Origin of the sequence: Phytopseudomonas daroniae, assembly GCF_004327275.1 — a bacterium.
Lineage (GTDB): Bacteria > Pseudomonadota > Gammaproteobacteria > Pseudomonadales > Pseudomonadaceae > Aquipseudomonas > Aquipseudomonas daroniae.
Genome location: NZ_QJUJ01000015.1, coordinates 1 through 18,990 on the forward strand (window position 1 = coordinate 1; position 18,990 = coordinate 18,990).

Annotated in this window: 21 protein-coding genes; 13 read left to right on the forward strand and 8 right to left on the reverse strand. The window is 63.2% G+C overall.

Annotated elements, in window-relative coordinates:
- Window positions 1-239: 239 nt before the first annotated feature.
- A complete protein-coding gene (locus DNK10_RS24330; RefSeq protein ID WP_131178179.1) occupies window positions 240-1,076 on the reverse strand; it encodes a 23S rRNA (adenine(2030)-N(6))-methyltransferase RlmJ in 837 nt (278 codons plus the stop codon).
- A gap of 172 nt (window positions 1,077-1,248) precedes the next feature.
- Here DNK10_RS24330 and DNK10_RS24335 point away from each other — a divergent pair, with 172 nt between their 5' ends.
- Window positions 1,249-3,051: an acyl-CoA dehydrogenase family protein gene (locus DNK10_RS24335; protein ID WP_131193330.1), complete on the forward strand. Its 1,803-nt coding sequence runs from the start codon at window positions 1,249-1,251 to the stop codon at window positions 3,049-3,051.
- A gap of 151 nt (window positions 3,052-3,202) precedes the next feature.
- Here the strand turns inward: DNK10_RS24335 and ppk1 are convergent, their stop codons facing one another.
- Together ppk1 and hemB are read right to left on the reverse strand one after the other, a co-directional pair.
- Window positions 3,203-5,416: a polyphosphate kinase 1 gene (ppk1, locus tag DNK10_RS24340; protein ID WP_131178181.1), complete on the reverse strand. Its 2,214-nt coding sequence runs from the start codon at window positions 5,414-5,416 to the stop codon at window positions 3,203-3,205.
- 18 nt (window positions 5,417-5,434) lie between these two features.
- A complete protein-coding gene (gene hemB, locus DNK10_RS24345) occupies window positions 5,435-6,448 on the reverse strand; it encodes a porphobilinogen synthase (RefSeq protein ID WP_131193331.1) in 1,014 nt (337 codons plus the stop codon).
- A 245-nt stretch (window positions 6,449-6,693) separates the two neighbouring features.
- On the opposite strand from hemB, the gene DNK10_RS24350 reads away from it, so the two are divergent.
- Window positions 6,694-7,245, forward strand: a complete 552-nt coding sequence (locus DNK10_RS24350) for a DedA family protein (RefSeq protein WP_131178183.1) — start codon at window positions 6,694-6,696, stop codon at window positions 7,243-7,245.
- Window positions 7,246-7,393: 148 nt separating this feature from the next.
- The gene (elbB, locus tag DNK10_RS24355) at window positions 7,394-8,053 is read left to right on the forward strand and encodes an isoprenoid biosynthesis glyoxalase ElbB (protein WP_131178184.1); all 660 of its coding nucleotides are present in this window, start codon (window positions 7,394-7,396) and stop codon (window positions 8,051-8,053) included.
- A gap of 162 nt (window positions 8,054-8,215) precedes the next feature.
- Here the strand turns inward: elbB and DNK10_RS24360 are convergent, their stop codons facing one another.
- From DNK10_RS24360 to abc-f, 4 genes are read right to left on the reverse strand one after another with little or no spacing between them, the layout of a single operon-like run.
- Window positions 8,216-8,668 (reverse strand): YaiI/YqxD family protein, encoded by a 453-nt coding sequence (locus DNK10_RS24360; protein WP_131193332.1) that lies wholly within the window; start codon window positions 8,666-8,668, stop codon window positions 8,216-8,218.
- A gap of 11 nt (window positions 8,669-8,679) precedes the next feature.
- Window positions 8,680-9,309, reverse strand: a complete 630-nt coding sequence (gene rhtB, locus DNK10_RS24365) for a homoserine/homoserine lactone efflux protein (RefSeq protein WP_131178186.1) — start codon at window positions 9,307-9,309, stop codon at window positions 8,680-8,682.
- 25 nt (window positions 9,310-9,334) lie between these two features.
- Window positions 9,335-9,868 (reverse strand): mechanosensitive ion channel family protein, encoded by a 534-nt coding sequence (locus DNK10_RS24370; protein WP_131178335.1) that lies wholly within the window; start codon window positions 9,866-9,868, stop codon window positions 9,335-9,337.
- 50 nt (window positions 9,869-9,918) lie between these two features.
- Window positions 9,919-11,829, reverse strand: coding sequence for a ribosomal protection-like ABC-F family protein (gene abc-f / locus DNK10_RS24375; RefSeq protein ID WP_131193333.1), 1,911 nt, complete (start codon window positions 11,827-11,829; stop codon window positions 9,919-9,921).
- A gap of 50 nt (window positions 11,830-11,879) precedes the next feature.
- Between abc-f and DNK10_RS24380 the strand changes: the two genes are divergently transcribed.
- The gene (locus DNK10_RS24380; protein ID WP_131193334.1) at window positions 11,880-12,353 is read left to right on the forward strand and encodes a TIGR02444 family protein; all 474 of its coding nucleotides are present in this window, start codon (window positions 11,880-11,882) and stop codon (window positions 12,351-12,353) included.
- A gap of 91 nt (window positions 12,354-12,444) precedes the next feature.
- Here the strand turns inward: DNK10_RS24380 and DNK10_RS24385 are convergent, their stop codons facing one another.
- Complete coding sequence (locus DNK10_RS24385; protein WP_131193335.1) at window positions 12,445-12,723, reverse strand: polyhydroxyalkanoic acid system family protein; 279 nt, start codon at window positions 12,721-12,723, stop codon at window positions 12,445-12,447.
- 149 nt (window positions 12,724-12,872) lie between these two features.
- Here DNK10_RS24385 and ubiE point away from each other — a divergent pair, with 149 nt between their 5' ends.
- The 9 genes from ubiE (at window position 12,873) to DNK10_RS24430 (ending at window position 18,906) form a co-directional block, all read left to right on the forward strand.
- A complete protein-coding gene (gene ubiE, locus DNK10_RS24390) occupies window positions 12,873-13,643 on the forward strand; it encodes a bifunctional demethylmenaquinone methyltransferase/2-methoxy-6-polyprenyl-1,4-benzoquinol methylase UbiE (RefSeq protein ID WP_131193336.1) in 771 nt (256 codons plus the stop codon).
- The gene (locus DNK10_RS24395) at window positions 13,643-14,260 is read left to right on the forward strand and encodes a ubiquinone biosynthesis accessory factor UbiJ (protein ID WP_131178191.1); all 618 of its coding nucleotides are present in this window, start codon (window positions 13,643-13,645) and stop codon (window positions 14,258-14,260) included. The genes ubiE and DNK10_RS24395 overlap by 1 nt, the downstream gene beginning before the upstream one ends.
- Window positions 14,257-15,864, forward strand: a complete 1,608-nt coding sequence (gene ubiB, locus DNK10_RS24400; protein WP_131178192.1) for a ubiquinone biosynthesis regulatory protein kinase UbiB — start codon at window positions 14,257-14,259, stop codon at window positions 15,862-15,864. Before DNK10_RS24395 ends, ubiB begins: the two co-directional genes overlap by 4 nt.
- Before the next feature lie 73 nt (window positions 15,865-15,937).
- Complete coding sequence (gene hisI / locus DNK10_RS24405) at window positions 15,938-16,339, forward strand: phosphoribosyl-AMP cyclohydrolase (protein ID WP_131178193.1); 402 nt, start codon at window positions 15,938-15,940, stop codon at window positions 16,337-16,339.
- Window positions 16,332-16,673, forward strand: coding sequence for a phosphoribosyl-ATP diphosphatase (locus DNK10_RS24410; protein ID WP_131178194.1), 342 nt, complete (start codon window positions 16,332-16,334; stop codon window positions 16,671-16,673). The genes hisI and DNK10_RS24410 overlap by 8 nt, the downstream gene beginning before the upstream one ends.
- A gap of 66 nt (window positions 16,674-16,739) precedes the next feature.
- Window positions 16,740-16,997: a twin-arginine translocase TatA/TatE family subunit gene (locus tag DNK10_RS24415; RefSeq protein WP_131193337.1), complete on the forward strand. Its 258-nt coding sequence runs from the start codon at window positions 16,740-16,742 to the stop codon at window positions 16,995-16,997.
- Window positions 16,998-17,006: 9 nt separating this feature from the next.
- Window positions 17,007-17,417, forward strand: a complete 411-nt coding sequence (tatB, locus tag DNK10_RS24420) for a Sec-independent protein translocase protein TatB (RefSeq protein WP_131178196.1) — start codon at window positions 17,007-17,009, stop codon at window positions 17,415-17,417.
- Window positions 17,414-18,202, forward strand: a complete 789-nt coding sequence (tatC, locus tag DNK10_RS24425) for a twin-arginine translocase subunit TatC (protein ID WP_131193338.1) — start codon at window positions 17,414-17,416, stop codon at window positions 18,200-18,202. The genes tatB and tatC overlap by 4 nt, the downstream gene beginning before the upstream one ends.
- Window positions 18,199-18,906, forward strand: coding sequence for a 16S rRNA (uracil(1498)-N(3))-methyltransferase (locus DNK10_RS24430; protein WP_131193339.1), 708 nt, complete (start codon window positions 18,199-18,201; stop codon window positions 18,904-18,906). The genes tatC and DNK10_RS24430 overlap by 4 nt, the downstream gene beginning before the upstream one ends.
- Window positions 18,907-18,990 lie beyond the last annotated feature (84 nt).

Consider the following 18,990-nt stretch of genomic DNA (forward strand, 5'->3'; position numbering starts at 1 on the left):
CGCAATCTACGTTACAAGCTCAAGGCTTTAGGGTGGACACGGCTTGCAGCTCCTCCCCCGATGATCAGTCGGGAACTATCGCCTCTGGCGAGGAGGTAGTCGAGATACAAGGGTGGACGACGCTTCACCTGCGCGGCCCGATCCGTCCACCAACCTAGCGATCGCAATGGTGGATGAAAAGAGCGTCATCCACCCTACGTCTGCTTTCGCCTTGAAGCCGTCGGCCAGCCGGGTATCCCCTACTCCGCGATCAGCCAGTCCAGGCGGAAGCTGCCCTGGCTCTGAGCAAGGCGCTCGGTCAACCAGGGCAGTAGCGCACGTAGTTCGTCTTCCAGCCCCCAAGGTGGATTGCTGATCAGCAGGCCGGAGCCGTTGAGGCGCTGCGCCTCGTCGGCCGGGTGCACGAACAGTTCGACACGCAGCAGCTTGGGTGCCGTGCTCTTTTCCATATCGCGGTAGAAACGCTTGAGCTGACGCTCGTCCTTGATCGGATACCAGATCGCGACCACGGTCTGGCGCATGCGTCCGATGGCCTCATTAAGCGCTGTCACGCAGCGTTCGAGTTCGTCGGCCTTTTCGAAGGGCGGATCGATCAGCAATACAGCGCGCTTCTCGCGGCTCGGCAGCAGGGCTCGTGGCACGTGCCAGCCCTCGCCCAGGTGTACGGCAACGCGGCGGTCGCCTGCCATGTTCTCCTTGAGCAGGCGACCATCCTCGGGATGTTTTTCGTTCAGGTGCAGGCGATCCTGCTCGCGAGTCTGCAAGCGCGCCAACTCCGGCGAACCGGGATAATGACGCAGGACGCCATCGGGGTTCATCGTGCGGATCACTTCCAGGTAATCGAGCAGTGGATCCGGCACATCCGTGGCCTCCCACAGGCGGCCTATCCCTTCACGCCATTCGCCAGTGCGACTGGCCTGATCCCCCGCAAGGTCGTACAGACCAACGCCAGCATGGCTATCGAGGTAGGCATAGGGCGCCTCCTTGCGCGCCAGCAGGGCGAACAGGCGGCACAGCACCAGGTGTTTCAGCACATCGGCATGGTTGCCGGCGTGGAAGGCGTGGCGGTAATTCATCATCGACTCCTGAGCAGGGGGCGAATTGTAGCCGTCCTGCGCCCGCGGCGCAGCGCCTGGCGTGGATTGGCCCGGGCAGCGTCCGGCTTGTTTCTCGGCATCACGGCTGTCGATGATGCTGGCGGGCCACTTGCAGCCCTCTAGACTGGCTTCACTAAACCGGAGAGCCATCATGCCCGAGACCTTGCTCAGCGCCCGCAATCTGGCGTTCGAACTCTATGAAGTGCTGAACGCCGAAGCACTCACCAGCCGCCAGCGGTTCAACGAGCACAACCGGGAAACCTTCGAGGCGGCGCTGGAGACCGCGCGCAGCATTGCCGAGGAGCTGTTCGCCACGCACAACCGCAAAGGCGACGAACAGGAACCGCAGTATGTCGAAGGCACCGCGCAACTGATCGCCGAAGTCAAACCCGCGCTGCAGGCCTTTATCGATGCCGGCTTTCTGAACGCGACAAGGGACTTCGAAGCCGGTGGCATGCAACTACCCAATTTGCTGTCCCAGGCCTGCTTCGCCCATTTCCAGGCAGCCAATATCGCCACGGCCTCTTACCCCATGCTGACCATGGCTGCCGCCAACCTCATCGAAGCCTTCGGCGATGAGGCGCAGAAGCGCCGCTTCCTGCAGCCGATGATCGAGGGTCGCTTCTTCGGCACCATGGCCCTGACCGAGCCCCACGCCGGCTCTTCCCTCGCCGACATTCGCACCCGCGCCGAGCCGGCGGCCGACGGCAGCTACCGCCTCAAGGGCAACAAGATCTTCATCTCCGGTGGCGACCATGGGCTGAGCGAAAACATCGTCCATCTGGTGCTGGCCCGACTGCCCGATGCACCCGCCGGGGTGAAAGGCATCTCGCTGTTCATCGTGCCGAAATTTCTGATCAATGAAGATGGCAACCAGGGCCCACGCAACGACGTGACCCTGGCGGGTCTGTTCCACAAGATGGGCTGGCGTGGCACCACGTCCACGGCGCTGAATTTCGGCGATCAAGGTAACTGTGTCGGCTATCTGGTGGGCAAACCACACGCAGGCCTGTCCTACATGTTCCAGATGATGAACGAGGCGCGCATCGGTGTCGGCATGGGTGCAGTGATGCTCGGCTACGCCGGTTATCTGTACTCTCTGGAATATGCACGCCAGCGTACGCAGGGCCGCCTGCCCGACGGCAAGAGTTCGGCAAGTGATCAGGTGGCGATCATCGAGCACGCCGACGTGCGCCGTATGCTGCTCACCCAGAAGGCCTACGTGGAAGGTGCCTTCGATCTTGCTTTGTATTGCGCCCGTCTGTTCGACGATAGCCAGACCCTGGTAGACGCCGAGCAGCGCGAGCAGGCGGGGCAACTGCTCGACCTGCTGACCCCGGTGGCCAAATCCTGGCCGTCCGAGTACTGCCTCCAGGCCAATGCCCTGGCAATCCAGATTCTCGGCGGCCACGGTTATACCCGCGATCACCCGGTGGAACAGTATTACCGCGATAACCGCCTCAATCCGCTCCACGAAGGCACCCACGGCATTCAGTCACTCGACCTGCTGGGGCGCAAGGTCGGCCAGCAGAGTGGCGCGGCGCTCAAGGCGTTGAGCCGACAGATCATCGATACCTGCCAGCGCGCCGAGCCCTTTACCGAACTGGACGCACTGCGTCAGCCGCTGGAAAAATTACTGGCGCGCCTGTCGAACGTGACGCTGGCGCTGCTTGGCGATCTGCAGCAGGGTCGCCTCAACAGCGCCCTGGCAGACTCGGCGCTGTATCTCAAGGTGTTTGGGCATATGGTGATCGGCTGGCGCTGGCTGGAACAGGCCATCCACGCCGAGGGCGGTCGACAGAGCGGTAACCCGGCGGACGCCGACTTCTACCGCGGCAAGCTGCAGGCCGCGCGCTACTTCCTGCTCCGCGAAGTACCGGGCTGTCATCACGACCTGGATCTGCTGGAGCAACGTGACGACACGTGCCTGGCGATGAACGAGGCGTGGTTTTGACCCGGCTGATTGGATTTCAATCGCACGGGAGAAACCGTAGGGTGGGTCGGGCCGCGCAGGTTAGGTGCCTGTTCCAGGCAGCCCGGCGCATGCAATTCCTGCTGCGCCGTAACCCACCATGCCGCAACGCCGAATATCGCCTGAAGGCGACTCAGCGCGGAATGATCACCGGTGCGCTGAGCTTTTCCAGCAGGCTGGCCTGGGCACTGCGCGAGTTCTGGTTACCGGTCGGGGAAATCCGCAGGTAGCGTCCGTCAGGCTGCAGTACCCAGGCATGGGTGTTGTCCGTCAGGTAGGCCTCCAGCTCCTTCTTGACCCGGGTGATGAGCTTCTTGCCCTCTACCGGGAAGCAGGTCTCCACCCGCTTGTCGAGGTTACGCTCCATCCAGTCGGCGCTGGACAGGTAGATCTTCTCTTCGCCGCCATTGAGGAAGTAGAACACCCGAGTGTGCTCGAGGAAGCGACCGATGATCGAGCGCACCTGGATATTGTGCGATACCCCCGGAATCCCCGGACGCAGGCAGCACATGCCGCGCACCACAAGATCGATCCTCACACCGGTCTGGCTGGCCTTGTACAGCGCGCGAATGATCTTCGGATCGGTCAGCGAGTTGAACTTGGCGATGATATGCGCCGGCTTGCCCTCGCTGGCCAGGTGGGTTTCCTTGGCGATCAGGTCGAGCAGGGCTTTCTTCAGGGTAAAGGGTGCATGCAGAAGCTTCTTCATGCGCAGGGTCTTGCCCATGCCGATCAGTTGGCTGAACAGCTTGGACACATCCTCCCCCAGCGCCACATCGGCAGTGAGCAGGCTGTAGTCGGTATATAGACGTGCGTTGGCGGCGTGGTAGTTGCCAGTGCCCAGGTGCGCATAGCGGCGAATCTCACCATTCTCACGACGCAGAATGAGCATCATCTTGGCGTGGGTCTTGAAACCCACCACACCGTAGATCACCACCGCGCCTGCAGCCTGCAGACGGCTGGCCAGGGCCAGGTTGGACTCCTCGTCAAAACGCGCGCGCAACTCGATCACTGCGGTGACTTCCTTGCCGTTGCGCGCGGCCTCCACCAGCGCATCGACGATCTCCGAGTTGGCGCCCGAGCGATACAGCGTCTGCTTGATCGCGAGGACATGGGGATCCTTGGCCGCCTGGCGCAACATGTCCACCACCGGGGTGAAGGACTCGAAGGGGTGCAACAGCAGGATATCCTGCTTGCTGATCACGCTGAACAGGTTCTCGCTGTTCTGTAGCAGCTTGGGGATCACCGGCGTGAAGGGCAGATTCTGCAGTTCCGGATGGCTATCCAGACCGGTGATACTGAACAGGCGGGTCAGGTTGACCGGGCCGTTGACCTGGTAAAGCTCGTGCTCCGACAGGCCGAACTGCTTGAGCAACTGATCGGTGAGGTGTTTCGGGCAAGTGTCGACCACTTCCAGGCGCACAGCGTCACCGTAGCGACGGCTGAACAACTCGCCACGCAGAGCGCGGGCCAGGTCTTCGACGTCCTCGGTATCCACCGACAGGTCGGCGTTACGGGTCAGGCGGAACTGGTAGCAGCCCTTGACCTTCATACCGGGGAACAGGTCGTCGGCGTGGGCATGGATCATCGACGACAGGAACACGTAGTTGGCACCAGAACCACCGACGTCTTCCGGCACCTTGATGATGCGCGGCAACAGGCGCGGCGCCGGGATGATCGCCAGACCAGAGTCGCGGCCGAAGGCATCGACGCCCTCCAGCTCTACGATGAAGTTCAGGCTCTTGTTGACCAGCAGCGGAAACGGGTGAGTCGGGTCGAGACCGATCGGCGTGATGATCGGTGCGATCTCGTCGCGGAAGTAGCGACGCACCCAGGCCTTGAGCTTGGTCGTCCAGTAGCGCCGGCGTACGAAGTTGATGCCGTGCTTGGCCAGCGCCGGGAACAGGGTGTCGTTGAGGATGGCGTACTGGCGGCCGACCTGCTCATGTACCAGCTCGGCAATCCGCGACAGTGCCTGGTGCGGCTGCAGGCCGTCGGCACCGGCCTGCTCGCGGGCGAAATTGATCTGCTTCTTCAGCCCGGCGACGCGGATCTCGAAGAACTCGTCGAGGTTGCTGGAGAAGATCAACAGGAACTTGAGACGTTCGAGCAGCGGATAGGACTCGTCCAGCGCCTGCTCCAGCACGCGGATGTTGAACTGCAGCTGCGACAGCTCGCGATGGATGTACAGGCTACTGTCATCCAGACTGGGCACTGCCACGGCCACCGCCGTGGTTTCGACTACTGGCGTTTCCACTACTGTTTCCACCGGCGCCTCGTCGATCACCGGCAGGCTGACTGCCGGTACATCGTGCTGTTCGTTCTCACTGAGTCCTTCGCTGTTCATTGAAATGCCCTGGAGGGGCTATTGCCCCTGTCGTATGAGTTCGGCCGCACGCACGGCGAAATAAGTGAGGATGCCGTCGGCACCCGCTCGTTTGCAGGCCGTCAGCGACTCGAGGATTACCGCCTCGCTGAGCCAGCCGTTCTGAATGGCGGCCATGTGCATCGCGTATTCGCCACTGACCTGATAGACAAAGGTCGGCACCTTGAATTCGCTCTTGACCCGATGAACGATGTCCAGATATGGCATGCCCGGCTTGACCATGACCATGTCGGCGCCTTCGGCCAGGTCGGCGGCGACTTCGTGCAGCGCCTCGTCACTGTTGGCCGGATCCATCTGGTAGGAAGCCTTGTTGGCCTTGCCCAGGTTCAGCGAGGAACCCACCGCATCGCGGAACGGGCCGTAATAGGCGCTGGCATACTTGGCAGAGTAGGCCATGATCCGTACGTTGACGTGATCGGCCAGCTCCAGCGCCTCGCGGATGGCCTGAATGCGCCCATCCATCATGTCCGAGGGTGCCACCACCTGGGCGCCGGCTTCAGCATGGGACAGCGCCTGCTTGACCAGTGCATCGACGGTGATGTCGTTCTGCACATAGCCTTCTTCGTCAAGAATGCCGTCCTGGCCGTGGGTGGTGAACGGGTCGAGGGCCACATCGGTGATCACCCCAAGCTCGGGGAACCGCGCGCGCAACGCACGGGTGGCGCGCTGGGCGATGCCATCCGGGTTCCAGGCTTCGCGACCGTCGAGGGTTTTCTTTTCTGCGGGGGTTACCGGGAACAGGGCCAGAGCCGGGATACCCAGCGCTACCCACTTTTCCGCTTCCTGCAGCAGGAGGTCGATGGACAGACGCTCAACGCCCGGCATGGACGCCACCGCTTCACGCTGATTCTCGCCGTCGAGCACGAATACCGGCAGGATCAGGTCATTGGTGGTCAGCACGTTCTCGCGCACCAGACGCCGGGAAAAGTCGTCACGACGATTGCGACGCAGGCGGGTGGCTGGGAACAGGCGGTTGGCGGGGGTAAAGCTCACGGCAGACTCCTGGGCCCGCTCGAGCGGGCGAAGTGTGACAGTTATAAGCCGCCATTATGACCAAATGATGACGCCGATAACGAATACTGCGACGGTGCGTCGCAGTTGATAAGGCACATCGAAAAAGCCAAAAGCCTACGCAGTCGGAAAAAAGCTGCGGCTGGCCATTTCACAGTCTCCCGACAAATGCTGTTTTACGTTGTCGAACGGCGTACCTTGAACTCTCTCCTCTACGGTCAACTTGCATGCTGGAAAATCTGCTGCAGCACTTCGGTTACCCGGCCCTGGCGCTGGGCACTTTTCTCGAAGGCGAAATGTCGTTGTTGCTGGCGGCCTACCTGGCGTTGCGCGGCATTCTCGACATCGAGCTGGTGATGGTTTTCGCCTTTCTCGGCACCTACGCCAGTGATCAGCTGTGGTTCCACCTGGGTCGCCGTCATGGGCGGCGCATCCTCGATCGCCGCCCGCAGTGGCAGGCGCTGAGCGATAAGGCGCTGGTGTATCTGCGCCGCCACCCGGATCTGTGGGTGCTGGGCTTTCGTTTCCTCTACGGCATGCGCACGGTGATGCCACTGGCTATCGGCCTCTCCGGCTACCCGCGACGCCGCTACGTGATCCTCGATGCCATCGGCGCGGCGATCTGGGCCGTCGTGCTCGGCACCCTGGCTTACAAGCTCGGCCGCGTACTCGAAAGCCTGCTTGGCGAGCTGCATCAGGTTCAGCTGTACCTGTTCGGCGGTTTGCTGGTTCTCGGTCTTGGCATCTGGCTATACCGTCGCAGACAGCGCAGCAGCTGAAACACGACGGTTGACGATAGCCCTGCGCACGCTTAAACACCTGTAACAATTGGCTGACAGTCCAGTCATAACAGAAGATACATTTCCCCAGGCAAGACCGCCGGACATCAGATCCGGGCTCGGTTCGTACCTCATCAGGAGTTGGTCGATGAACAAAAAAGTCGCAGTGATTCTTTCCGGTTGTGGCGTCTATGACGGCTCGGAAATCCACGAGAGCGTAATCACCCTGCTGCGTCTCGACCAGCGCGGTGCAGAGGTGCAGTGCTTCGCGCCCAATATCGACCAGGTACACGTACTCAACCACCTCAATGGCGAAGAAATGCAGCCGGCGCGTAACGTGCTTGTGGAGTCCGCGCGCATTGCCCGCGGCAATATCAAGGACGTGCGCGAACTGCGTGCCGACGACTTCGATGCTCTGATCCTGCCGGGTGGTTTCGGCGCCGCCAAGAATCTTTCCGACTTCGCCAGCAGCGGCAGCGACTGTAGCGTACAGGCCGACGTGCTGGCCGCTGCGCAGTCGTTCGTCAGCGCCGCCAAGCCCATAGGGCTGATCTGCATCGCCCCGGCTCTGGCCGCACGCATCTTCGGTGCTGGCGTGATCTGTACCATCGGCCATGATGCCGACACGGCCGCCGCCCTGGGCAAGATGGGCGCCGAGCACGTCGAGTGCAACGTCGAAGACATCGTCGAAGATCCCAAGCGCAAACTGGTGACCACCCCGGCTTACATGCTGGCCAATTCAATCTCCCAGGCAGCATCGGGGATCAACAAACTGGTAGATCGCGTACTGGAACTGACCCACGAGTGACAGGCTTGCCGTTTGGCCTTTCGTAGGGTGGGTCACGCTTTACCGACCCACCAGGCCATTCAGCGCCAATCTCGGCTCGTCGGATTGCCTACATCCGCCACCTTCCAGCCCCGGGTATCGCTTCGCTCAACCCAGGCTAGGATTCGGGATCCGGCCGCTCATTCAACCGCGTGACAGGCGCGTCAGCAGACGATCCAGCGAGTTGGCGAAAGCCTGCCGATCGCGATCACCATAAGCGGCCTGACCACCACCGACCTGCCCCTGCTCACGCAGGTCGGTGAACAGATTGCGCACCGCCAGACGCTCGCCCATGTTGCGTTCGTCGAATTCCTTGCCTCGCGGATCCAGCGCCGCCACACCTTTCTTCACCAGGCGATCAGCCAGCGGCACATCGCTGCAGATCACCAGCTCACCTGGCACGGCGTGTTCCACCAGATAATCATCAGCCGCATCCGGCCCGCTCGGCACAACGATCAAACGCACACAGGCGAAAGCCGGTTTGGGCTGCGCTTGCCCGGCGACCATGACGACCTCGAAGTTACGCTTGAGGGCGAACTTGACCACCTGATCGCGGGCCAATCGTGGACAGGCGTCGGCATCGATCCACACACGCATGCCCGCCAGCCTCAGACCGGCGCGCGACGCACGGTGGCCAGCAACGCTGCAGCACCGACGAACAGCACGCCAAAGCTGCGGTTCATGATCCGTTGCTGGCGCGGCGTACGCAGCAGGCGCAGAACGCGTACGGCCAGGCCGGTATAGCCGGCCATGACGATCAGGTCGACGACGATCATGGTCACGCCGATGGTCAGGTACTGCTCGACCAGCGGCGCATGGGGGTTGATGAACTGCGGCAACACCGCCAGCATGAACACGATTGCCTTGGGGTTGCCGAAATTCACCAGAAAGCCACGCAACACCAGGCTCAGCGGCCGGCCAATCGGGCGCTCGCCGCTGATGCTCATGTCGGCAGGCAGCGCCCGCCATTGGCGCCAGCCCAGGTACACCAGGTAGGCAACACCGAACCACTTGATCAGGCTGAAGGCCAGCGCCGAGGTCGCCAGCACCGCGCCGACGCCGGCCGCGACGATGGCGATCTGCAGCGCCAGGCCGAGCTGCAGGCCCAGTGCGTTCCAGTAACCACGCAGAAAGCCGTATTGCAGGCCGGCCGACATCGACGCGATGGCACCGGCTCCCGGCGACAGGCTGATCAGCCAACAGGCGACGAAGAAAGCGAGCCAGGTTTCCAGAGCCATAGTGACGACCTCGAATGAGTGACGATCAGGATTCGATCTTGCGCGGAGCAGGAACATCGCCGTTGCGCCAGCGCCGCACGGCCTTCTGGAAGAACAGGCTGTTGGGAATCTGTACCCAGGTTCCCGGCGCATCACCGGTCAGGTCTTCCAGGGTGGTATAGAACAGATTGATGTCCAGAACGCGGCCACGTACGCCGGGTTTGTCGGCGCTTTCCAGCACCTCGACGCAGTCGCCGATACGGAACGGCCCGAGAGCAAAGATCAGCAAGGCACAGAACAGGTTCGACAGCACGCTCCAGATGGCAAAGAAGGCGATGGCTGCCACGGCGACGAAGCCGGTCAAGGCGCCCCACAGAACCTGTGCCGAGACACCCAGTCGCTCGAGCACCAGCATGAAGGCGCTGCCGAGGATCAGCCAGCGAGTCAGGCCACGCAACGGCACCAGCAGCTCTCCCGGCAGCTGGGGGTAACGGTGGCCCAGCCGAGTGATGCCGCGGGTGAGAATACGCTGCGCCAGCCAGGCCAGAACCAGAATCAGCACCACCTGACCGGTGCGCATCAGTGGCTGGCTCCAGGCCGTCAGCCAGGCCAGATCGGTGACATCGAAGTTCAACCTATTGCCTCCAGTTCCTGTTGCAAGATTTCCAGGGTTTCCAGCGCTTCCAGCCACTGCTCTTCCAACTCGGCTTCACGGCTCTTGAGCCCTGCCTGCTCGGCCAGAGCCTGGCGCAGCTCTTCCTTGCGCGTCGCCTCGTAGATGGCGCTATCGCCCAGGCGCTCTTCCAGTGCGGCGAGCTTGCCCTGCACCTGGCCGAGCTCGGCTTCGAGCTTGTCCGCCGCCTTCTTGTGCGGCGCCAGTTGCTGACGCAGCGCAGCGGCGGCCTGGCGCAGCCCACGCTTGTCGTTGCCGGTGCCGGCCGGTGCCGCAGTCGCCGGAGCCGCCTGCCGCTGACGATAATCCACCAGCCAGCGCGCGTAATCCTCCAGGTCACCGTCGAACGGCGCCACGCGGCCATCCGCCACCAGCAGAAACTCGTCGGTGGTGCTCTTGAGCAGATGACGATCGTGAGACACCACCACCACGGCTCCGGCGAACTCCTGCAGGGCCATAGTCAGCGCCAGGCGCATTTCCAGATCCAGGTGGTTGGTCGGTTCGTCGAGCAGCAGCAGGTTGGGCTTGCCCCAGGCGATCAGCGCCAGAGCCAGGCGTGCCTTCTCGCCACCGGAGAAATTCAGCACCGGCTCATCGCAGCGCGGCCCACGGAAATCGAAGCCACCGAGGAAATCGCGCAGGGTCTGCTCACGCTCGGCTGGCGCAATGCGTTGCAGGTGCAACAACGGGCTGGCCTTGTCGTCCAGGGCATCGAGCTGGTGCTGGGCGAAGTAGCCGATCACCAGGTTCTCGCCACGCTGCAGGCTGCCGCCCAAGGGCTGCAACTCACCGGAAAGGTTCTTGATCAGGGTCGATTTACCCGCGCCGTTCGGGCCGAGCAGGCCGATCCGCGCGCCGGGCACCAGGCTCAGCTTGACCGGCTGCAGCACGGTCTTGTCGCCATACCCCAGGCGCCCCTCACTGAGGCTGAGCAGCGGCGTGGAAATCTTGTCGGCCTCGCGGAACACGAAATCGAAGGGCGAGTCGACATGGGCCGCACTCAGCTCCTCCATGCGTTCCAATGCCTTGATGCGGCTCTGTGCCTGGCGCGCCTTGGTGGCCTGGGCCTTGAAGCGGGCGATGTACTTTTCCATGTGCGCCCGCTGCGCCTGCTGTTTCTCGTAGGCTTGCTGCTGCTGAGCCAGGCGCTCGGCGCGGGTACGCTCGAAGGCGCTGTAGCCGCCGCGATAGAGGGTCAGCTTGCGCTGATCGACATGGGCGACGTGATCGACCACCGCATCGAGAAAATCACGGTCGTGGGAAATCAGCAGCAAGGTGCCGGGATAGCTTTGCAGCCAGCCTTCGAGCCAGAGAATGGCATCCAGATCCAGGTGGTTGGTCGGCTCGTCGAGCAGCAGCAGGTCGGACGGACACATCAGCGCCTGGGCCAGGTTCAGGCGCATGCGCCAGCCACCGGAGAAGTCGCCGACCCTTTGCCCCATCTGCGCATTGTCGAACCCCAGGCCAGCCAGCAGCTTGCGTGCACGGGCGTCGGCGGTATAGCCGTCGGCGCTGTCCAGTTCGCTGTGCAGGCGGGCGATGGCGCTGCCGTCCTGGCGCTGTTCGGCAGTCGCCAGCTCAGCCTGCACGCGGCGCAGGTTGTGGTCACCGTCGAGCACGTAGTCCACGGCCAGACGTTCGAGGCTATCGACCTCCTGACGCATATGGGCGATGCGCCAGTCGCCGGGCAGCAGGCAATCGCCGGCATCCGGGGTCAACTCGCCGCGCAGCAGGGCGAACAGGCTGGATTTGCCGGCGCCGTTGGCACCGATAAGACCGGCTTTGTGGCCGGCGTGCAGGGTCAGCTCGGCGTCTTCTAGCAGACGCTGCGGGCCACGCTGTAAGGTAAGGTTCAGGAGTCGGATCATAATGGCGGCGGATTCTACCAGAGTCCCTTGCCGCATACTCGGAAGGTGCCATGACTGCTGACCTGTGGGATTTCGCCACCACGCTGTACGCCCGCCCGGGTGTGGAGGCCGCTTGCCTGACGCAGCAGGACGCCGGCACGGACGTCTGCCTGCTGCTCTGTGGCCTGTGGCTGGATCGTCGCGGCACGCCCCATGACGGTGAGTTCGAAGCGCAATTACGGCAGATCGCAGCGCATTGGCAACGCGACGTCGTCAAACCGCTCAGAGCACTGCGCCAGGCCTGGCGTACGTCAGCGCAGCAAGACCCGGCGCTGGCCGACCTGCGGCAAAGGGTCAAACAGCTGGAACTGGATGCGGAACGGGAACAGTTGCTTCGCCTGGAGGCGCTGGCTCAGAGCTGGCCGCAGCAGCCGAGCAGTGGTCAGCGGGATTGGCTGGATGCTCTGGCTTCGGTTGCCTCGGCGCCTGCCGTAGAGGCTCGCGAACACTTGTATGGAGCTAGCCTCACGAATGGTCTGGATTGAGCGCGGCGATACCCAGGATCACCCGGAGTACCGCATGGTGGGTCGGTGAAGCGTGACCCACCCTACGAGAGTGCAGGCCTGAACCTGGTGTTCAGGCCTGCAATTCCTTATCCAGGACTTCTTCGATTTCGCTCTTGATCTTGCCGCTCATCACCGACAGCAACAGACCCAGATTGAGCTGCAGGTTAACGCGATCCTCGCTGACCGCGATCCGCCCGTCGGCGCCACTGCGCTTGAATTCCAGGGTGTCGCCGTTCCACTGATAACGCACGTCGTATTCCCGCGCCAGGCGCTCGGCCAGCCTTTCGGCCTTGCCCCGGGCAGCCTCGATCCCCAGGTTGTGGGGGCGGTCGACGGTAATTTTGGCCATCAAGGCTCTCCTGACTGAAAATGCTGGCGAGGGAATATACAAGAAGCGCCCTGTGACCCACTACCGCGCTTGCAGCCTGTGCCGGGGTTTTCGGTTTAGAATGCCCGCACTCGGCTTATAGAGCCTCTCGGATTTCAGGAAAGGGCGACATGAACGATCCGCGCAAGAACGACGGCAGCGAACCCACCACCCACTTCGGCTTCCAGGATGTTCCGGAAAGCAGGAAGGCGGAGAAGGTCGCCGAAGTGTTCCACTCGGTGGCCGCCAAGTACGACCTGATGAACGACCTGCTTTCCGCCGGCATGCATCGTCTGTGGAAGCGTTTCACCATCGAACTGTCCGGCGTACGCAGTGGCAACCGCGTGCTGGATATCGCGGGCGGCACCGGCGACCTGGCCCGGCAGTTCTCGCGCCTGGTCGGCGAAACCGGCGAAGTGGTGCTGGCCGATATCAATGCCTCGATGCTCAAGGTCGGCCGTGATCGCCTGCTCGACCGTGGCGTGTCGGGCAACATCGCGTTCGTCCAGGCAGACGCCGAAAAGCTGCCCTTCCCGGACAACCATTTCGACTGCGTGACCATCGCCTTCGGCCTGCGCAACGTCACTCATAAAGACGCCGCCATCGCCTCCATGCTGCGGGTGCTCAAGCCCGGCGGTCGCCTGCTGGTGCTGGAGTTCTCCAAACCCAAGAGCAGCCTGCTGTCCAAGGTCTACGACACCTACTCGTTCAATTTCATGCCGCTGGTGGGCAAGCTGGTCACCAACGACGCCGAGAGCTATCGCTACCTGGCCGAGTCGATCCGCATGCACCCGGATCAGGACACCCTCAAGGCCATGATGCAGGGTGCCGGCTTCGACCGAGTGACCTACCACAACATGACCGGCGGCATCGTCGCCCTGCACCGCGGTATCAAGCCCTGATGCTGACCCAGGCCCTGTTCGCAGGCGTCGAGCGCGGCCTCAACCGCGTCCTGGCGCTGGACAGCACCGCCCTGCCACGCCTGGCCCGGCTGAATGGTCGAGTGATTGCGGTCGAATCGCGGGCACCAGCGTTACAGCTGTTCATCCTCGCCGATGGCGAAGGCCTGCGTCTGGCCAGCCAGTGGGCCGGCGAGGTCGACTGCACCCTGCGCGCGCCCGCCAGCGCTCTGCTGCGTCTGGCCCTGGCCAAGGACAAGCAGGCCGTGCTGCACGAGCCGGAGGTCGATCTCGACGGCGACAGTGGCGCGCTGATGGAACTGACCGGCGTACTGCAGGATCTCGAACTGGACTGGGAGTACGAGCTGTCGCGCTGGCTCGGCCCCGTCGCCACGCCGCTGCTGGCCGGTCACCTGCGCAGCCGCACAGGCTGGACGCGGGACAATCTGCACAGCCTGCAATTGAGCCTCGCCGACTACCTCAGCGAAGAGTCGCGCGCCCTGGTTGGTTACCGCGAGGCCGAGGCGCGTTTTGCCGAACTGGATGACCTGAAACTTTCCCTCGATCGTCTCGACGCGCGCATCGAGCGCCTCGTCCAACGCCATAAGCCCATCGCATGAAGCTGCTTGCCGTTCGTCGTCTGTTGCGCATCCTCTACGTGGTCATCCGCTACCGCCTGGATGACCTGCTGTTCGCCCTGCCGCTGCCGTTCTGGCTGCGTGCGCCGCGTGTTTTGCTGCCGTGGCGCTGGCTGCCGCGCAAGCCCTCGTCCCTGAGCCGCGGTGCCAGCCTGCGCCTGGCCCTGGAAGAGCTGGGGCCGATCTTCATCAAGTTCGGCCAGTTGCTGTCCACTCGCCGCGACCTGCTGCCGCCAGATATCGCCGACGAACTGGCGCACCTGCAGGATCGCGTACCGCCGTTCGACCCGGCCAAATCCCTGGCGCTGATCGAAGAACAGCTCGGCGTGCCGGTCAGCCAGGCGTTCGCCCGTTTCGATACGCAGCCACTGGCATCGGCATCGGTGGCCCAGGTGCACGCCGCGCAGCTGAAAAGCGGTGAGGAAGTGGTGGTCAAGGTGGTGCGCCCCGGCCTCAAGCCAGTGATCAAGGCCGACATGGCCTGGCTGTTCCTGCTCGCCAAACTGGCCGAACGCGCCTCGGCCGAAGCCCGCCGCCTGCACCCGGTGGACGTGGTCAGCGACTACGAGAAGACCATCTACGACGAGCTCGACCTGCTCCGTGAGGCGGCCAACGCCAGTCAGCTGCGGCGCAACTTCGAGGGTTCGGATCTACTCTACGTACCGCAGGTTTACTGGGACTGGTGCCGACCCAAGGTGCTGGTGATGGAGCGCATCTACGGCGTGCAGGTCAACGACATGGCGACCCTGGCCGATCAGCGCACAGACATGAAACGGCTGGCCGAACGCGGTGTGGAGATCTTCTTCACCCAGGTGTTCACCCACAGCTTCTTCCATGCCGACATGCACCCCGGCAATATCTTCGTCAGCACGCGAACGCCCTGGAACCCGCAGTACATCGCAATCGACTGCGGCATCATCGGCAGCCTCACCCCCGAGGATCAGGACTACCTGGCGCGCAACCTGGTGGCCTTCTTCAAACGCGACTACCGCAAGGTTGCGCAGCTGCACATCGACTCAGGCTGGGTACCGGCCGAAACCCAGGTCAACGATTTCGAAGCGGCGATCCGCACCGTGTGCGAGCCGATCTTCGAGCGCCCGCTCAAGGACATCTCCTTCGGCCTGCTGCTGATGCGCCTGTTCCAGACCGCGCGACGTTTCAACATGGAAATCCAGCCGCAGCTGGTGCTGCTGCAGAAGACCCTGCTGAACATCGAAGGCCTGGGTCGCCAGCTTTACCCGGATCTGGATCTGTGGACGACCGCCCAGCCGTTCCTCGAGCGCTGGATGCGCGAGCGCGTCAGCCCGCGCAACCTGCTGCACAACCTGCAGAGCCAGGTCGAGCAGGTGCCACACCTGGCCAACATGACCCGCAGCCTGCTCGAGCGCATGGCCCAGCCCCATGCCAACGACCCGCCACCGCCGTGGCGCGAACGCGATGGCTGGGCAGTGCGGCTGATCGGCGCAGCACTGCTCGGCGGTGGCGTGGTGCTGGCTCTGGGCGCCGGCAACCTGAGCGAACCGGCCACGGCCTGGCCGACCTGGCTGATGAGCGCCAGTGGTCTGTACCTGATCCTGCGCCGATAGCCAGCCAACGCCGTGGCTGGCACACTTGGCAACGAGAGAGCAGGCGCCGCTGCGCCATGAATACGAGAGAGCAATGAACGACTGGCTAGATGAAATCAACTGGAACGAGGACGGCCTGGTACCGGCCATCGCCCAGGATCACCAGACCGGCCGCATCCTCATGATGGCCTGGATGAACCGCGAAGCCCTGGCCCTGACCGCCAGCGAACAGCGCGCCATCTACTGGTCGCGTTCGCGCGGCAAGCTGTGGCGCAAGGGCGAGGAATCCGGCCACGTGCAGAAGCTCCACGAGCTGCGCCTGGACTGTGACGCCGACGTGATCGTGCTGATGGTCGAACAGCTCGGCGGCATCGCCTGCCACACCGGTCGCGAAAGCTGCTTCTACCGGGTGTTCGAGAAGGGTGCCTGGAAGACCGTCGACGCCGTGTTGAAAGATCCGCACACCATATATGCACCGGAACACCGCCATGACTGATACCCTCAAACGCTTGGCCGAGGTGCTGGAATCGCGCAAGGGTGCGGCACCGGACAGCTCCTACGTGGCCAGCCTGTACCACAAGGGTCTGAACAAGATCCTGGAGAAGGTCGGCGAGGAATCGGTGGAAACCATTCTTGCCGCCAAGGACGCTGCCACCAGCGGTGACTGCAGCGACCTGATCTACGAAACTGCCGATCTATGGTTCCATAGCCTGGTCATGCTGGCCGCGCTGGATCAGCACCCGCAGGCGGTGCTGGACGAACTGGATCGCCGTTTCGGCCTGTCCGGGCATGCGGAGAAAGCAGCGCGCCCGGATAGCGACAACCAATAGCGGGCCGCTGAAAACGTAGGTAGGTTTTCAACAGCCTGATAGAGACTCTGACGAGGACAACAAAACATGGGCATTTTCGATTGGAAACACTGGGTAGTCATCCTTATCGTCGTCGTGCTGGTGTTCGGCACCAAGAAACTCAAGAACCTTGGTTCCGACGTCGGTGAAACCATCAAGGGTTTTCGCAAGGCAATGAACGAAGACGAAAGCAAACCGGCCGACCCGCAGGCTCAGCAACCGCACCAGCAACAGACGCCGCTGAACCAGCCGCACACCGTCGAAGGCCAGGCCAGCAAGGTCGAAGAACCCCTGCGCAAGGACTGAGGCCAGAGCATGTTCGGTATCAGTTTCAGCGAGCTGCTGCTGGTCGGATTGATCGCCCTGCTGGTGCTCGGCCCCGAGCGCCTGCCCGGTGCCGCGCGTACCGCGGGGCTGTGGATCGGCCGCATCAAGCGCAGCTTCAATGCGATCAAGTCGGAGGTCGAGCGCGAAATCGGCGCCGACGAGATCCGGCGCCAGCTGCATAACGAACACATTCTCGACCTGGAGCGGGAAATGCAGGCGGTGAAGAACGACATTCTGCCACCGAGCACACCCGCGCCCCAGGCCGAAACGCCGCCGCCCACGCAGTATTCGGCACCCGGCGCCGAGCCCGCCCCGGCAGCCGCTGCGCCTGAGCACACCCCCGTTACAGGGCCCGAACCGGCGCCCGTCGCCAGCCAGGACAAGACGCCGCAACCATGAGTCGACTCTCCGACAACGACCAGGAAATGCCGCTGGTTTCCCATCTCGCCGAGTTGCGTACGCGCCTGCTGCGCTGCGTGGCGGCGATCTTCCTGATCTTCGCCGGCCTGTTCTACTTCGCGCAGAAGATCTACACCCTGGTTTCCGCACCGCTACGTGAGTACCTGCCGGAAGGCGCGACGATGATCGCCACGGACGTGGCCTCGCCGTTCCTCACCCCGTTCAAGCTGACCATGATCGTCGCGGTGTTCCTGGCCATGCCGGTGATCCTGCATCAGGTCTGGGGCTTCATCGCACCGGGCCTGTACAAACACGAGAAGCGCATCGCCATCCCGTTGCTGGTCTCCAGCATCATTCTCTTTTACAGCGGCATGGCCTTCGCCTATTTTCTGGTGTTCCCGATCATCTTCCACTTCTTCGCCAGCGTGACGCCCGAAGGTGTGTCGATGATGACCGATATCGCCAGCTACCTCGATTTCGTGATGACGCTGTTCTTCGCCTTCGGCGTGGCTTTCGAGATTCCCGTGGCCGTGGTGCTGCTGATCTGGATCGGCGTGGTCGATGTCGAGTACCTGCGCAAGACTCGCCCCTACGTGATCATCGGCTGCTTCGTGGTCGGCATGATCCTGACGCCGCCGGACATTTTCTCGCAGACCCTGCTGGCAGTGCCGATGTGGTTGTTGTTCGAGCTGGGCATCATCGCCGGCAGCCTGATCCGCAAGCGTAGCGGCGAGCCCGACGACGAGGAAACCCCGGCCGACCAGCCGCCCAGCACGCAGCCATGAACCTGCTGCTCCTCGAGGACGGCGACTTCATCGCCGCCGACCGCGTACGCCTCGATGGCCGCCGCCTGACTCACCTGCACGAGGTGCACCGCGCCGAGAACGGCGACACCTTGAGGGTCGGCCGCCTCGGCGGCGACATGGGCCGCGGTCAGCTACTGCAGCTGGACGCCAGCAGCGCCGAACTACAGGTCAGCTTCGACCAACCACCACCGGCCAAGCTGCCGATTACCCTGTTGCTCGCCCTGCCACGACCGAAGATGCTCAAGCGCGTGCTGCAAAGCGTCGCCGCCATGGGCGTGCCGCGGCTGATCCTGCTCAACAGCTACCGGGTGGAAAAGAGTTTCTGGCAGACGCCCTTTCTCGAGCCGGCGGCGATTCGCGAGCAGTTGATTCTCGGCCTGGAACAGGCCCGCGATACGGTACTGCCCGAGGTGATCATCGAGAAGCGCTTCAAGCCTTTCGTCGAGGATCGACTGCCGCAACTGGCGGCTGGCACTCTCGGCCTGGTCGGTCATCCCGGTCACTACCCGGCGTGCCCCCGCGCTGTCGAGCAGCCGGTCACCCTGGCCATCGGCCCCGAAGGCGGCTGGATTCCCTATGAGGTGGACAAACTGGCTGAGGCCGGTCTGCAGCCCGTGCAGCTCGGCGAGCGCATTCTGCGGGTGGAAACGGCGGTCACCGCCCTGCTCGCCCGACTGTTCTGACCCTTAGGGTGGACGGCGCTTCATCCGTCCACCAGCCCCGGCTCCGCGATGGTGGATGAAAAAGGCGTCAGCTACGCGCCCCGA